The sequence below is a fragment of the Actinomycetota bacterium genome, assembly GCA_028698215.1.
Taxonomy (GTDB): domain Bacteria; phylum Actinomycetota; class Humimicrobiia; order Humimicrobiales; family Humimicrobiaceae; genus Halolacustris.
The window spans coordinates 1-15,171 of sequence record JAQVDY010000032.1 but is presented as its reverse complement, the minus strand read 5'-3'; the positions used below and the strand labels follow the sequence as shown (position 1 = coordinate 15,171).

Below are 15,171 nucleotides of genomic sequence, written 5' to 3'. Positions count from 1 at the left end.
ATCGCCGTTAATCTTATAGGTTTGGCTCCAACGGCTTGTATTTAAATTAAGAACAGACTGGGGTAGTTTCTGTTTTTCTGTTTTGAGCCGGGCAACCTGGATAAGCTGTCCCTCTACCTTTTTAAATAATACGGTAGTATCAATAGTAAAATCCAATTTCATTCCCCCTTTATGGGCAATAATATTTTTTAACTTAGGCTTACATAGCCATAAGATAGCCCATTAGCTGCCCTGTCCAGTAGTTTACTGTTCCGGTAAAACCAGTAGGGTATTTCTCCTAATTTTAGGTGCAGGTTAACCTGCCAGGGTCCGGATTTTTAAATAGTATCTACAGTAATATTGATATAATTGTCCAGGCTGGACCTGGCTTTAATCAGCTTAGCCCTGCCCCTGGCAACAGTATTATCCAGGCCCATGCTGTCCGTGCTAAAAGGCTCCAGGCCTAAAACCCGGGACCTGCCGTACCAGGGATAACCCCTGCTTTTATTAAATTCCTGCCAGTACCATACATAAGGCATGGTATCCAGGTTCCATTCAACTGCCACCTTAAGCTGGCAGTAGTCATTAATTATTTCATATCTTCCTTCATCCAGGCCGGAAAGGTATAAAAATTTGGCAGTTTTAGCATCTTGTCCAGGAATCAGGGAAATATCTACGGAGCCTTCGGTACCCACTGGAAGATGTGGCCAGCTAAATTCTATGCCCGGTTCAATATTTTCATCCAAGGGTTGGGGATCCTGATAAACCAGGCCCTTTTTAGCCCCTATGTTTATGCGGCAGCCCGGCTGCAGAAAGGGGTTTCCGTAAACCAGGTGATGGCCCCAAATAATCTTTAGATCTTCCGGGCTCAAATTGGTAGCCTGTTCCTGGATAAACAAGGTGGGTCCATCCTGTTTTAGGGTAAGTATTTTAACCAGCTTAAATGGCATCAACCTGGTTTCGGTGTATAGCTCTACTTTAATTTGTTCCGGCTCATCCTCTATGATGCTGTAATCCCAAGGCAGCAGGGCCGCTTCTTCATGCTGGCCCCATTGCACTCCCTGGTAGGAGCAAGCTCCCCCTCCATTGGGAAATATTTCCTGCCATCCTCCTTCATAGATATCCATGAACCTGCCTGCAGGCTGGCTCTTGGTTAAGGAAAAACGTTGGGGATTTTGTATGCCTGCTGGAGACAGCCATACCATATCCATATCCAGGGGTTTATAAAGGAATTCGAAAATATCTGAACCTTTATCCAGTAAAAGGCCTACTTTTAAAAAACGGTTCTCCAGATACAGGCATCTCATCCCCTGGTAGGTGATGTTGTCTTTTATCCGGCAGCCATAATTTCTTGGTTTAGCTGGTTCCATGTTTTATTGATTTTTATTACAATAAAAAAGCCCAACAAAGTAAACATATTATTACTCTGTTGGACTCTCCATCTCTGCCAACCTTAATATTATTTTCTTATAATTAATTATAACAGCAAATAGTCTAATTTCAAGGCTTTAGCCAAATGCACACAGGTCTCTGACCAGTCACCATAGGTTAGGGCAAAGTGCTTGCCGCAGCCAAACCTGGCAATTTGTTCAAAATAATCTTCCACCCCAATATTATCCAAATGGATAACCGCATAAGGTGAATGTATGTCTAATAGGGGATAATCTACAGCCGTAGCCCTGATAATCTTAAACCTGTACTGGTCATGCATGGAACCCAGGGTGAGCAAGGTTACCTTTCCCGGTTTAGCCACAAAGTTAAAAGCAAAACCCTTTCTTACTTCCCCATTGGGCAGCGTGTAGGTATCATACATCATATTTCTGACATAGATCTGGCCGGCATCCTTGGCCAGAGCGGTAGCCCCGATACCGCTGTGCCCGCCCATTAGCAGGTTCTTGTCTTTATCAAAAGCCCAGTTTTCCCATTGCTGTACATGGCCCCCGGAAATCCGGTTAAGCAGCAGCTGGGCAATCACCAAAGACATATCGCCTTCGTCAGAGCAGGCAAATTTTTCATCCAGCAGTTTGGAAATAGCATAATAGGCCAGTACCCTGAATTCCATAAACTCATTGCAGGTCCCCGGATCCACAGTTATAGTCAAGCCGGAAAGGTCCCATTCCTCTATCAGTTTTTTTATACCCAGATAGGTCCTGGCCTCATCGTAGAGATCTACCTGCTGCGGCTCCCTAACCTGGTAGTTGGACCTTATCAGGTCCACCTCTTTATTGATCCGGTCTTCAGAAATAGAGCTGAATTGTTTTACCAAATCAGAGAAAGTAAACCAGTTTAGTTTTACTCCAAATATTTTTTCCAGCTTGGCCCCATTATCCCAATTATCATGCATGCCCCTAAAAAAACCGGGCAGGTAACCCAGGTTGGCTTTCCTGATAGAGCGGACTGCCCAGCTGGCTTTAGCCATGCGGTTAATTTCAGCGGTTATCTTTTCTTCTCCAGGATTGCCTACCAAAAATTCATAATCAAAATCATCTACCATATTGGGAATGGAAGCTGTCATCTGCAAGGTACCGTTAATGCCCCAGGAACGGGAAAAGTCAGTTACGGTTAAATCTTCAGGAATCCCTTCATAACCCTGGACCATTAGCACCAGTAAGGGTATATCCTTCCTTATTTCCCTCAAAAACCCCAATATGGGCTCATCCAGGGTATATACAAACTGGCTGATAATTATCAAGTCCAGGTCCAGGGAAGCAAATTGTTTTCCTACCTGTTCTCCGTCCTGTTCTGTCCTGGCAATTTTGGTAAAATGAACCTGGTTTTGCTGCGAAAGGCTTCCTATTAATTTATTTATGTCTTTCTGTACCACCTTATCAATGTCGAACATATCAAAAGCAGTAGAATAAAGTTCATCCACGGTTATAAATAAACCAATATTAGGTTTCTGGTTACTCATTATAAAACCTCCTAGCTACTGGATTGTTTTTTGTATTCCATATAAACCCGGTCTGCAATCTTCTTTACCAGGCTGTCATTGTCTATCGGCTGTTTAAAGCATACCCCGTCAATGCATTTCATCTGAATATTGTCATTGGCCGGACTGCCTTCATAAACTATTTGGCATACCTGCTCCAGGCAGGCAGCAACATCTTCTGACTGGAATATTTTCCTGCCCACTATGGTACCAGCCGCTCCAGCTTTAACCGCTTCCTTGATCATATGCAGGGTTTCATCTATGGTACCGGTTTTAGGGCCTCCTGCAATCATGATAGGGGCAGCACAGTTTTCTACCACTTCCTTAAAGCTCTCTGCATCTCCCGTAAACTGGGATTTTACAATATCAGCTCCAATCTCTGCTGCTATGCGGTCATTGACCTTTAGATAATCCTTATCATAAAAAACTTCCTTGTTCTTAAAGTTAGCCATCACCGGCTCTATTATTACCGGCAGGCCTACCTTTTCGCATTCGTTTACGATAATGCCGTTTTTCCTAATCTCTTCCGCTTCCAGGCCAGGGTCATCAAACCCCAGGGTGAGATAAGTCATGACCCCGTCCGCCCCGCACCTGATAGCATCCTCAATAAGGGTGCAGATAGTAGTCCTTACCTCGTTATAGGGGACAGAGCCCTTATAGCTTTTAGTCATATTAATCCAATCAATTAGAAGCACCAGGGAAGGCACGCACCTGCCCATCAGGTATTCAGCTGAATACTTTAGATAGCCATAACTGATAATTACCCCGCTGGCCCGGGAGTATTTGAATATATCCATATATTTATTTATTTCATTTATATTTTCCAGGCCGGGTATAGGGCCCTGCAGCAGCCCATGGGCATAGGGGATTATTACTCCCCGGCCAAACCTGGGGTCAATCAGCCTGCTCATGCGAATCTTTTTGCCATACATAAATCCTCCTTAAGGGGTACTGTTTACTTTATCTGGCTGGATATATATTGGTTTATATCTTTTAATGCCTTATATAATTTACTATACACATGCTGGTAATAATTGTCATATTTTTTATGTTTTTTCATATCGGGCTCATAGGTTACCACTTCCCTCTCTATCTGCTCATAGGCATGAATAAAATCCCTGTATACGCCCACTCCTATGCCCGCTACCATGGCCGCTCCCAAGGGAGTAGCCTCCTCTATCTGGGGCACTTCAATTATTTTGCCGTAAACATCAGCCTTGTTCTGCATCCAGAAACCATTCCTGGTAGCTCCCCCGGTTACCATGATCCGTTCGCTGCCGGCTCCGGTGTAGCCGGCAATAGCCTGGTACAGCTCCAGCCCCTTGTAGTTTAATCCTTCCACTGTGGCCCGGATTAAATCCTGGCGGCTGCTCCTGCTGTTTATACCTATATAGGCACCCCGGGAATAGTTATCCTGTATGGGGCAGGTGCTTCCAAACATATCCGGCAGCATAAAAACCCCTCCTGAACCCGCCTGGGATTCTTCTGCTTCCTGCATCAGCACCTCCCATATATTTTTAGACTGTACTGCTTCCTGCCCTGCCAGGTTATCCTTAAACCATTCCAGTATCCCCGAAGAAACCATGACCCCATAGGCCCCATATTTACCTTCTATCACATGGGCCTGGCAGATAATGCTCTGGTTTAGCCCTTCCGGTTTGAGTATGGGCTGGGACAGGCACCGGTGATAATGTTCATAAGTGCCTATGACTCCCACCAGGTGCTGCTCCTGATCCCCGGCAGCAGCGTATACTCCCAGCAATCCATCCAAGCCTCCCAGCACCACCGGGGTACCTGCCTTTAATCCTGACTGTGCCCCAGCCTGGCCGCTTACCTCGCCCAGGTAAGTACCGCTGGGACGGGGCTGGGGATAAATATCGCTGTCTATATCAAACAAATGGAACAGCTCCTGCGACCACTTAAGCTTTTTTTGGTCCAGCATTAATGTAGTAGAAGCCAGAGAAAAATCAGTAGCTATGGCCCCGCATAATTTAAAATTAATAAAATCTTCAATAAGCAGCCATTTATATATCCTTGAATAGAGTCGGGGCTGGTGCTGCTTGAACCATAAATTTCTAAAAATGGTATTTAGATGCCAGGGCCTTTGGCCGTTTATACTGTAAACCCGGCTATAATCTGCCTGCCCTGAAAACCATTCCAGCTGCTCCAGGGTCCGGTTATCGTGCCAGCTGATAAAGGGATACAGGCATTTTCCCTGCTTATCTATGGGAACCCCGTCACAGGCAAACCCGGTAACCGCTACTCCTTTTACCAGCTCCGGCCGGCCCAGCCTGGCTACCGCCTCACTGGAAGCTCCGGTTACACATTGCCAGATATTGTCTGGATCCCAGAAAGCATATTCCTGCCCATCCTGGTGCTTATAAACTACTTCCGTTTTTCTCCTGCCGCTGGATACCATGTGGCCGCTATAATCATAGATAGCAGCCTTTATGCTGGTAGAGCCGATATCAATAGCCATCAGATACATGCCTTAGCCTCACCCCCTGGTATAACAAGCACTAAATGTAAGCCTGTTTTTATGATATAATTTAGAAGTTTTTTAATATTAGTTGCAATCATTATGGAAAACTTAAGCCCTAAACTGTTACTTAAATATCTGCAAGCCAATCCGGTTATACCCTGTACCAGCCAGTTTGCAGAAATAAGCCAGGGCCAGTTCAGCCGGATAAAAGTCATTCTGATGTATGACCTGGACATCATAACCCTGTTTAAAATTGCCAAGAAAAACCAGGAAATACAAAAAGAGATAATACTTAATGTTGACATGATAGAAGGCATATCCTGTGATAAAAACGGCTTGGGATTCTTGAAACAATATTTAAATATCAAGGCTATAGCTTCCTCCAGTCCCAAGGTAATAAATTATGCTAAAAAACTGGGCTTTATCATCGTTCAGACCCTTTTTATGTTTGACACCAAGTCCCTGGAAAAAGGGATAGAGCTCATCCAGCAAAGCAAGCCCCATTTTATAGATATCAGGCCGGGCATTTCCTATCTGCTGATAGAAAAAACCCTGAGCGGCCGGATAGGAAATATCCCTGTAATATGCTCGGGCCTTATTCAAAATGAAACCGATATAAAAAACATATTAAGCAAAAACGCTACTGCTGTTACCACCAGCAACCAGGCCTTGTGGGGCCTCTATCTCTAATTATAGGCGGTTAGGCCGCCGGCTGCTACCTCTATTATGTCCAATATGGTTAAATTCAAATCTCCCTTAGCCTGTTTTAAATTGCTCAAGCATAAGGGGCAGGCCGTTATCAGAATACTGCAGTCCCTAGCCTGGCACTCATTTATAACCTGGGAAGAGATATCCCTGCTTATCTTCTCATCCAACAGCCTTATATACCCCCCGCAGCAGTAGGCCTGGTCACGGTTACGCTGAAATTCACAGCATCGGCTTCCCAGCAATTTTTCCAAAACCTTTCTAGGCTCTTCATATATCTGTCCGTACCGGCCCAGTTTACAGGGATCAAAATACATATATTTTCTGGGGCGGCCGGCAACCGGTTTAAGGCGGTCCAGGTCCTGTGCCAGAAGCTGGGTGTAATGAAGCACAGGAACTTTAAATTTAAACCCTGCTTTTTCATATTCAAACCTAAAAGCATAATAATCTTCAGGGGCTATGGTTACCAGGCACTTAAAATTATAGCGGCTTATCTTTTGGTAAGTTTGCTCCATCAGCCGCCAGGCCAGCTCTTCCATGCCCAGGTCGCAAGCCAGTACCCCGCTGGAGGTTTCATTTTGGTCATAAACAAAAGAAAGGCCCAGGTTATTTAATATTTCTCCAAGCTGATCTTTTAGTTTGCCCTCATAATGGTTGGCATATTCCCCGGCATAAACATAAGCATCGTAAGTTTGATTAAAATCAGCCTGGTTATTGGTTTTTTCAGTCCTGAAAAAATTACCGTTTTCCAAAAAATTATCCTTAAAAGCATACACTGCATCGGGAGCTGTACCTTCCCTAAAGGCCGCAGCTTTTGCCTCCCGGTTATTTACCAATACCTGCTTTTTAGAGTCCCAGCAAAAAACCTCACATCTCCTGCAGTCATTGCATAAATAAAAAGACCTGCCGTCGGCAGGCTCCAGGCCGGTTTTACCCTGGCGGTGCAAATACAAAAGATAGTTTTTGTTGGTCTGCAGTATTTTATGGTCCTTGGTAGCATTAAAGGAAGGGCAGCTGAATTTACAAAAATTATGGCAATAAATGCATTGACGGTTAGACTTGGCATCAAAATCCATAATTAACTCCCATCAAATTAGTTTGCCCCGGGTAAGGATATTATTTTTATCCACCGCGTTTTTTAAATCTTTAATCATGTCATAACCGGGACCCAGCTCTTTTTTAAGCATCTTATTCTTAATCATGCCGATACCATGATGATGGCTGATAGAGCCTCCCAGATTCAAGGTTAACTGCATGATATCATCCCAGATGCGGTAAAACTCATCTATGGCCTGCTGCTCATCTTCCCGGTTAACATAAAATATATTGTACGAAGAAATTCCTTGGGCATAGGCATGGGAGAAATGGGAAGCTACCATTATGTTTCTCTGCTTAAAATATTTCTCAATTTCATAATAAAGGCCCTTTATCTTGGACCAGGAAGCAGATATTTCAATGGCATCAGAAATGCCCCCATACTCTTCATCCTTTTCCATTATATGCCTGGTATCAAAACGGTGTTCATACCACATTTTTCCCAGCTGGTCCCCAATATTTTTACCCCCGTTCCGGCTGCAGATACGCTCCGATAAGCTGGCCTCCACCTCGGCCAGTTCTGCCTGCCCTTCATAGCACAATACCAGCAGGCAACCCTGGTAGCCAAACCCTATATTTTCAAATTTAAGCTTGGACTCTTGTTCATTGTAAAGCCTTACCACCGGAGGATTTAGCCCGCTTTGCAGTATATCCCGTATGGAGTCCAGTCCGGCGTATATATCCTTATACAGGTAGCACTGGAATTTCATTTTTTCCGGCAGCTTATATATCCTTAGGTTGGCTTTGGTAATTATGCCCAGTATGCCTTCCGAGCCTATAAACATATTTTTTATATCTGGTCCGGTAGAGCTCCGGGGGGCATCAGCCAGGCTGATTACTTTTCCATTGGCAAGAAGAACTTCCACCCCTACCAAAAAATTTTCTATGCCTCCGTATTTGGTTGAAAACTGGCCTATGGATTTGGTAGCGATAAGCCCCCCTATGGAAGCAGAACGAAAAGACTGGGGATAATGCCGGAAAGTGTAGCCCCTTAAATTAAGGTAATCCTCCAATATCTGGGCTATAACCCCTGACTCCACTGTTACTGACAAAGACTGGTGATCAATTCCCAGTATGCGGTCAAAATAAGACATATCCACGGTAATACCGCCTTCCAGCGGTATTATTCCCCCCACTGTGCCCGAGCCTCCCCCGTAAATATTTAAAGGGATCTTTTCTTCATTGGCTATGTTTAAAATCGATTTGAGGTGTTCCATATTTTTAGGAAATACTGCTGCATCCGCCCTTTGGGGAGGCTGTCCGTAAAGATCAATCCATTTATAGCAAATAGGGGTTACATCCCTGGACAGGGTAATCAGGTCATTAATATTGGTAGAAACCTGTTCCAGGCCAAGTTCCCTGTTTAGCCTATCAATTATAGCGGTACTTATCATGCCCCTTCTTTTCCATCGGGTTATATAAAACGATAGAGCCCAACAAAATACACCATCATGCACTTTGTTGGACTCTATTTCTCAGCCAACTGATTCAATTGTTTTTTTTATAGCATATATTTAGCCTAGTGTCAAAGAGTGTAATTAAAATATGATTATCTGCCCCATATAGGTTTGCTTGACAAAGGTTTTTTCTAATTTTATGATTGAAACCGATAACATACAGCCGTAATTTCTCAAAAGCTAAATTAATAATATCTATTAAAAGCAATAAGTACCATTTTAAAGATGGGGGGTTACTAATATGTCAGAAATCATGGATAAGCTAAAGGAAGCAATATTTAGCTATAATGGCCAGCTTGCACGACAAACAGCTGCTGAAGCCATTCAGCAAGGGATGGATCCAGCCAAGATTCTAGAAGGCATGACCGAAGCCATCCGCAAGATTGGAGATGGGTTTGAAAGCGGTGAATTGTTCCTTCCGGAACTGGTAGGTGCAGCCAGTGCCATGTCAGAGGCTATATCAGTAGTAGAGGAAGAAATAGAAAAATCAGGCACCAAAATGGATAAAGTAAGCACCATTGTGCTGGGCACGGTTAAAGGTGATATCCACGATATAGGAAAATCGATGGTAAAGGCGTTCCTGGTAGCTGAAAATTTTAGGGTAATTGATTTAGGAGTAGACGTAGCTCCCGAAAAATTTATTGAGGCCATTGAAAAATATGATCCCGATATTTTAGCCTTGTCCGCCCTGCTGACCACCACTGTCACTGAACAGAGGAGGGTAATAGAAATCCTTAAGGAAAAAGGGCTCAGGGATAAAGTCAAGGTAATCATAGGGGGAGCAGCCACCAACCAGGAATTCGCTGATGAAATAGGGGCGGACGGTTATGAAAGCACTGCCCCCAGAGCACCCAGATTATGTAAAAGTTTAATGGGAAAGGAGTGAGGCCAACATGGTATGGGAAAGAGGAGTTACTAGAAATTTGCGCCCCTTGGAAATACTTTCCCCGGAACAGATAGAATTAATCCATAAAGGTTCACTGGAGGTCCTGCAAAACACCGGGGTAAGATTTGAAAGCAAGAGAGCGCTAAAGCTGTTTGAGGAAAACGGTTGCCAGGTAGACCATGGGCAGAATTTAGTAAAATTCCCCCAAGGATTGGTAGAAGAATGCCTGCGTAAGGCTCCCAGCAGCTTTAAGATAAAAGGCCGGGGGTCAGGCCAGGGCTTAAACTTTGGGGGTAATGTCAGTCACTTTTTGCCTTTTCCGGGCAAAGACACCGTTGATTTGGAAACCTGGGAGCCCAGGGTTCCTACCAGAAAAGAATTCTATGATACGGTAAAGATAATGGATGCTTTGGATACCGTACATTATACCGGATCCTACGTTCCCTATTTCGGATTTAAGAATACTCCTGCAGTAATGGATATGCTGGAAGGTGATGCTGCTAATTTTAGAAACAGCACCCTGCCCCTTCACTGCAATTACGGTAATGATTGTGAAATATTTGCCATAGAAATGGCCCAGGCCCTGGGGGCTATAAATCTGGGGGTAGTGGCAGTATCGCCTCCCCTGGCCTACCAGGAAGATGCCTGCATATCAGCTTTTAGGAATGTGGAAGCGGGCTTTCCCCTGTATATACAGAGCGGAGCCACCTATGGGGCTACCTCTCCGGTAACTACCGCCGGGGCTACTGTTACCAATAATGCAGAGCTGATGGCAGGAGTGGTTCTGGCCCAATTGATTAAACCGGGAACAGGAGTGCTGGTTAGTGATTTTGGTTTTTCACAGAACATGAGATCCGGTTACCCCGTATTCGGCCGCATAGAAAGCTCTATGCACCAGGTGGTTTTTAACCAGATCTGGCGTAGGTACAACATACCTATCGGCAACCACTCCACCGGGGTTTCCAATTCCAAGAGGATTGACTACCAGTGCGGTTATGAAAAAACCATATCCTGCATGCTGTCCCTGCTGTCAGGGGCCAATGAGATAGGCTATCACGGCTGCATATATGGGGAGCTGTCTTTCCATCCGGTGCAGTTGATTTTGGACCATGACGTAGTGGGCATGATTGCCCGCTTACTGGAAGGGGTAGAGGTAAATAATGAAACCCTGGCTATTGATGTCATAAATGGGGTAGGGCCAATTCCTGGCACTTTCCTTACCCAGGAACATACCAGAAAATGGTGGAAAAAAGAGCAATTTGCGCCCCAGGCTTCAGACAGCCTGACCTACCTGGAATGGATGGAAGCCAACAAAAAGGACTGCATCCAATATGCCCTGGAACTTATGGACCATATAATTAAGACCCATGAGCCTGAACCCTTATCCGGTAAAGAGGAGCAGGCTATTGAAGACATACTCAACCAGGCCAGGAACCATTACCGGAAAACAGGGCTTATATCCGACAAGGAATGGGAAACCTACAAGCAGGACCTTAATGCTTCGGGCTATCCTTATCAATAGGAAACAATATTAAAGCCAATATTAGCACATACAGCCCCTCCGGCTTTCCCGCTGGAGGGGCTGTATGTTGTTTAAGGTTAATTATTTAATTATAGGGTAGGTCCCGCTTTTACTCCTCTATACTCCTACCACTTTCTTAACTTCAGGTATCTTTTCCTTTAATAGTCTTTCAATGCCCTGGGTAAGGGTTATCTGGGACATGGGGCATCCGCCGCAGGCTCCCTTAAGCTTAACCTTTACGGTACCGTCATCATCGGCCTCTACCAGCTCAACGTCTCCACCGTCTGCCTGTAGCGATGGCCTGATCTGGTCCAATACCTCATCCAGTTTTTCCTTCCACATATGCTACCTCCTTATATCAGGTCAGATAATCCGAATCCCAGCTTAACCATACCTGGTATTTTCGGCTTATCTTATTGTCATTATAAACCTATAAATTTAACAAATGATACTATATAAGTCTCATTATGTCAACATCCATAGCTTCAGCCGTCAAACCATAACTATAAACTACACCCAAAAATACATCAACCTATTGAATCTTTCTATTTCTAATATATTTTCCTGCTAGCCATGGACATAAAGAGGCATCATTCTAGGTTCTGGTTTTACCATAACTGATAGCCTGCCGGGGACAGTTTTGCTGGCAAACTCCACACTGCAGGCAGAAGCTTTTATCTATATAGGCTTTTTTATCCGTCATGGTTATAGCTTCTGCTTCGCAAACAGCCTGGCATATGCGGCAGCCGTCACATTTATTTGGGTCTACCTTATATGAATTTAGGGCAGCTTTTCCCAACAGTCCCTGCAGGGCTCCGTAAGGGCATATATATTTATGGAACACTTCCGGTTGAAAGACAAAAGTCAATACCGCGCCCAGGCCCAGCAATATTATCAGTACCGGGATATTGATTCTAGCTACCCTGCTGGCTAAGACTGCCGCTGCCATTAAAATCAGCATAATCCAGGGCAGTATCCTGGATTTTAAAATCCGGGGTACCCCTATTCTGCGGTAACCGATTTTTTTTACCAGCCAGTTGATGGGCCTCATCACCGTATTGATGGGACAAATCCAGGAACAATATATTCTTCCCCAAAATAGGGCTGCTATCAAGGTTACCCCAAATAATATCAGCCATATATTCATTTTTGCCTGCAGGATCAAAAAAATAAATATTGCCAGAAAAGCTACCTGTGAAATTATCCTAAGTACATTTTTCATATTTTCTCCTTGTGGTTATGTTTGGAGAAGTTTAATATAATAAGTAAATAATAACAGTAACATATGTTACAGATAACCATGAATTTAAATTTCAGCCAATTAGTTTCATTCAGTATATTCGAAGGATTAACTTCAGCAGAAATAGAAAAAGTGCTGGGTCTTATCCACTATAGGTTAAAACGTTATACCAAAGATCAGGTTATTTTTTCCCAGCACCAGATAGCCCATAGCCTGGGGCTGATAGTAGAGGGTAAAGTCAAAGTAGCCAAATTTTTTCCCAGCGGCAACAACATTATTATTGCCCGTTTCCAATATCCGGATAGTTTTGGAGAAGGTACCCTGTTTTCATCTCAAAATCTTAATCCTTCTACCATCATCGCCGATACGGAAGCAAGCATTCTTTTTATAGACCAGCCCAATCTGCTAAAGCTTTTTTCTGCCCACCAGAAAATTATGTCCAATTATATCGGCCTGCTTTCTTCCAAGCTGGTGATGTTAAACCAAAAGATAAGCCTGCTGTCTTTGGGATCTATCCGGAAAAAACTGGCTTTCTATTTTCTGGACCTGGCCCATAGCCAGCAATCATTTACTCTCAACCTTCCTTACAGCAAACATTACCTGGCCCAATATTTGTGTATCCCCCGCCCTTCCCTTTCCCGGGAAATAGCCCGCATGCAGCAGGACGGATTGATAAAGTCCAAGGGCAGGACCATTGTATTGGCTGACATCCGAAGCTTAGAAGAGATACTTCTAAAATAAGGGCGGTTGGAAAATATCATCCAATGGGTTATATTGAAACCAGGTAACATAAAAAGGAGGTATCATGGCAGCGGAACAAGAAATAAGCATAATTTTGGAAGAAGCTGAGCAAAACCTCAAAGAACTGGGCCAGGCCAGCCAGGACCAGATATACCAGGAAAAAATTGATGCCTTAAAAGAATGCGTGCTTATACTAAGCCGCAAGATAGATGAGAATTCCGAGTATTTAACTGACCTGTATAAGGAAATGTCCAGGATAAAAGAAAAACTCTAACCGGCTTACCGGTTTTAGTTATCAGTTATGGACCATATAATAGCCGTCCTGTACAGTAATTTTAAGGCTGGTGCTATCTATAACCTTTAAAGTATCCACTTCTTCTATGGTCAAATATATGCTAAAAGAAGACTTTTGCCGGCTGTCTTTAGATAAGGGAGACCAATACACCTTATGCTCATTAGTGCTTACATCATGGCCTAAAATCTCGATCCGGCCATTAGTTTCATTATGCCATTTCAGGAAAGTACCGTATTCAGCTACCCAGTGAAATTTATAATCCTTATAGCGTAAATTACGTTCGAACTCCGCTATCAGAGGTATTCCGGGCACGGAAGAAAAAGAGGGGCTATATTTATCAATTTCTGCTTTTAGGCTTAAGCCGCCAGCCTGCCCGCAGCCATAGACAACCATACTTAATATTATTGTCATGATGATAAAAGTAATTTTTTTCATTTGCAGCCTTCCAGTTTAAAAACTTTTAGAATAAAACTTGGCGCTGGTAACTGATTTGTTATTATACCACAGCAGAAAAGGCACTGCTGTATTTAATATTACTGGACAGGAATTTGCAGGCAAGAAGGCTATAATAGACTACTTACCCTATCAGATTTCCAGAAGCGGTTAACTAATTCCAATATAGGCCTGTTTTAAAGTAGATTATTCCTAATAATACTTTATTTATAACATGCACATCCTCTGCCATATTCTCTTTTAATGTTTTTGGCTGTTATATCTTACCCCCAGTAACCCCCCCCATTTAGGCCTAATAAGCTACTGGGACATGCGATTATAATTTTGAATAGAAAGTATCACTGGCCGGTGGGAAACTTTTAAAAACTATAATGGGCTTACGGCCTAAATTGTCTAACAAAGCATGGGCCAGGGCAACCGGCACTAGTATAATGCTGGCACCCATCATCCCTATTTCATAAAAGATACTGCTTCTTTTATCCGGCTTACCTTTAAAACGGTTTAAAAAAGAGCCTAAAGGTATACCAAATATATTTCCTATCATAATCATACGTATAGCCCCCAGGATGCCCTTTGCTGCAGCATCCCCGTAAAGCTGTATCATTCTATCCCAGGACAGCCGGGAGGGGTTAGCCCTGCTGTCTGCATAATGCTGGGCAAACCATACTGCCGGCTGCTGGTGGGCAGGAACTTCATCCATTACCCCGGACAGCATGTCCTGTATTTGCCGGCTGCTGATCCCTGCTTCCAGGGCCAGGCGGGCATGGGCATAGGAGCAAACGGCACAGCCGTTAACCTCAGTCACCGCCAGCATAACCCTTTCAATAAAATCAGTGCTCAACAGTTTCTGCCGCCTGGCTTGCGACATGTATTTAATAGTGCGCAGGCCGTAATAAAAGGCCCGGTATGATTCCTTTAATGAAAATAATCTATTGGCGGGTCTATGTTCCATTTCTCTCTACTCCTGGCTGGCGGTTGCTATAATTTATTGCCTCTGACATTGTTCTAAATACTCCTTATATATGTTTTCCCCTGTTTTCAAATCTATAAGCGGCATATTCGATTATGACACCGTAGGCTATGCCTGCCAGAAAGCTGATGATATCGGTAAAACCGGTAGCACTATAAAAGGCAAAAGACACTACCAAGCCCAGCAGTGCTCCCCTTGCTATGGTTTTAGCCAGGGGAAGCCTTTTCCAGGGCAGCCCTATCACCAACCCCATCAGCAAGCGGTTATACCATAGGGAAAACAGGATATAAGCCTGGCTCTGGCCCCCGGATCTTATCAATGCCCCTGCAATGCATATTACTCCTAAAATCGCTCCTGAAATCAAGCCTATTTTCATTCTGGCAGTAAACATGATTTTCTCCTTACTTTCCTTTATTA

The 15,171-nt window shown here is 43.8% G+C and carries 16 protein-coding genes; 5 read left to right on the top strand and 11 right to left on the bottom strand.

Annotation, left to right across the window (positions count from 1 at the left end):
- Nucleotides 1-317: 317 nt before the first annotated feature.
- The 4 genes from PHN32_08105 to PHN32_08090 form a co-directional block, all read right to left on the bottom strand.
- Nucleotides 318-1,349 (bottom strand): DUF4432 family protein, encoded by a 1,032-nt coding sequence (locus tag PHN32_08105; GenBank protein ID MDD3777552.1) that lies wholly within the window; start codon nt 1,347-1,349, stop codon nt 318-320.
- Nucleotides 1,350-1,456: 107 nt separating this feature from the next.
- Nucleotides 1,457-2,890 (bottom strand): hypothetical protein, encoded by a 1,434-nt coding sequence (locus tag PHN32_08100; protein ID MDD3777551.1) that lies wholly within the window; start codon nt 2,888-2,890, stop codon nt 1,457-1,459.
- Between the two features lie 11 nt (nt 2,891-2,901).
- The gene (locus PHN32_08095; protein MDD3777550.1) at nt 2,902-3,840 is read right to left on the bottom strand and encodes a hypothetical protein; all 939 of its coding nucleotides are present in this window, start codon (nt 3,838-3,840) and stop codon (nt 2,902-2,904) included.
- 23 nt (nt 3,841-3,863) lie between these two features.
- Complete coding sequence (locus PHN32_08090) at nt 3,864-5,396, bottom strand: FGGY family carbohydrate kinase (protein ID MDD3777549.1); 1,533 nt, start codon at nt 5,394-5,396, stop codon at nt 3,864-3,866.
- 93 nt (nt 5,397-5,489) lie between these two features.
- Between PHN32_08090 and PHN32_08085 the strand changes: the two genes are divergently transcribed.
- Nucleotides 5,490-6,080 carry a glycerol-3-phosphate responsive antiterminator gene (locus PHN32_08085; protein ID MDD3777548.1) on the top strand — a complete coding sequence of 197 codons (591 nt, stop codon included), beginning with the start codon at nt 5,490-5,492 and terminating at the stop codon, nt 6,078-6,080.
- On the opposite strand, the gene PHN32_08080 is transcribed toward PHN32_08085, so the two are convergent.
- Entirely contained in the window at nt 6,077-7,171 is a 1,095-nt protein-coding gene (locus PHN32_08080) for a (Fe-S)-binding protein (protein MDD3777547.1), read from the bottom strand. The genes PHN32_08085 and PHN32_08080 overlap by 4 nt on opposite strands.
- A gap of 12 nt (nt 7,172-7,183) precedes the next feature.
- Nucleotides 7,184-8,584, bottom strand: coding sequence for an FAD-binding oxidoreductase (locus PHN32_08075; GenBank protein ID MDD3777546.1), 1,401 nt, complete (start codon nt 8,582-8,584; stop codon nt 7,184-7,186).
- 304 nt (nt 8,585-8,888) lie between these two features.
- On the opposite strand from PHN32_08075, the gene PHN32_08070 reads away from it, so the two are divergent.
- Together PHN32_08070 and PHN32_08065 are read left to right on the top strand one after the other, a co-directional pair.
- Entirely contained in the window at nt 8,889-9,533 is a 645-nt protein-coding gene (locus tag PHN32_08070) for a corrinoid protein (protein MDD3777545.1), read from the top strand.
- A 7-nt stretch (nt 9,534-9,540) separates the two neighbouring features.
- Nucleotides 9,541-11,055, top strand: coding sequence for a trimethylamine methyltransferase family protein (locus tag PHN32_08065; protein ID MDD3777544.1), 1,515 nt, complete (start codon nt 9,541-9,543; stop codon nt 11,053-11,055).
- Nucleotides 11,056-11,172: 117 nt separating this feature from the next.
- On the opposite strand, the gene PHN32_08060 is transcribed toward PHN32_08065, so the two are convergent.
- Together PHN32_08060 and PHN32_08055 are read right to left on the bottom strand one after the other, a co-directional pair.
- Nucleotides 11,173-11,397, bottom strand: a complete 225-nt coding sequence (locus PHN32_08060) for a NifU family protein (protein MDD3777543.1) — start codon at nt 11,395-11,397, stop codon at nt 11,173-11,175.
- Nucleotides 11,398-11,650: 253 nt separating this feature from the next.
- Complete coding sequence (locus PHN32_08055; GenBank protein ID MDD3777542.1) at nt 11,651-12,277, bottom strand: 4Fe-4S binding protein; 627 nt, start codon at nt 12,275-12,277, stop codon at nt 11,651-11,653.
- A 63-nt stretch (nt 12,278-12,340) separates the two neighbouring features.
- On the opposite strand from PHN32_08055, the gene PHN32_08050 reads away from it, so the two are divergent.
- Both PHN32_08050 and PHN32_08045 read left to right on the top strand, forming a co-directional pair.
- On the top strand, nt 12,341-13,036 hold the full coding sequence (locus PHN32_08050) for a Crp/Fnr family transcriptional regulator (protein MDD3777541.1): 696 nt from the start codon (nt 12,341-12,343) through the stop codon (nt 13,034-13,036).
- 64 nt (nt 13,037-13,100) lie between these two features.
- Entirely contained in the window at nt 13,101-13,310 is a 210-nt protein-coding gene (locus PHN32_08045) for a hypothetical protein (GenBank protein ID MDD3777540.1), read from the top strand.
- Between the two features lie 21 nt (nt 13,311-13,331).
- Here the strand turns inward: PHN32_08045 and PHN32_08040 are convergent, their stop codons facing one another.
- The 3 genes from PHN32_08040 to PHN32_08030 all read right to left on the bottom strand — a co-directional run.
- Complete coding sequence (locus PHN32_08040) at nt 13,332-13,766, bottom strand: hypothetical protein (protein MDD3777539.1); 435 nt, start codon at nt 13,764-13,766, stop codon at nt 13,332-13,334.
- Between the two features lie 334 nt (nt 13,767-14,100).
- Entirely contained in the window at nt 14,101-14,736 is a 636-nt protein-coding gene (locus tag PHN32_08035) for a carboxymuconolactone decarboxylase family protein (protein ID MDD3777538.1), read from the bottom strand.
- 64 nt (nt 14,737-14,800) lie between these two features.
- A partial coding sequence (locus PHN32_08030) for a hypothetical protein (GenBank protein ID MDD3777537.1) occupies nt 14,801-15,171 on the bottom strand: 371 nt, incomplete at its 5' end.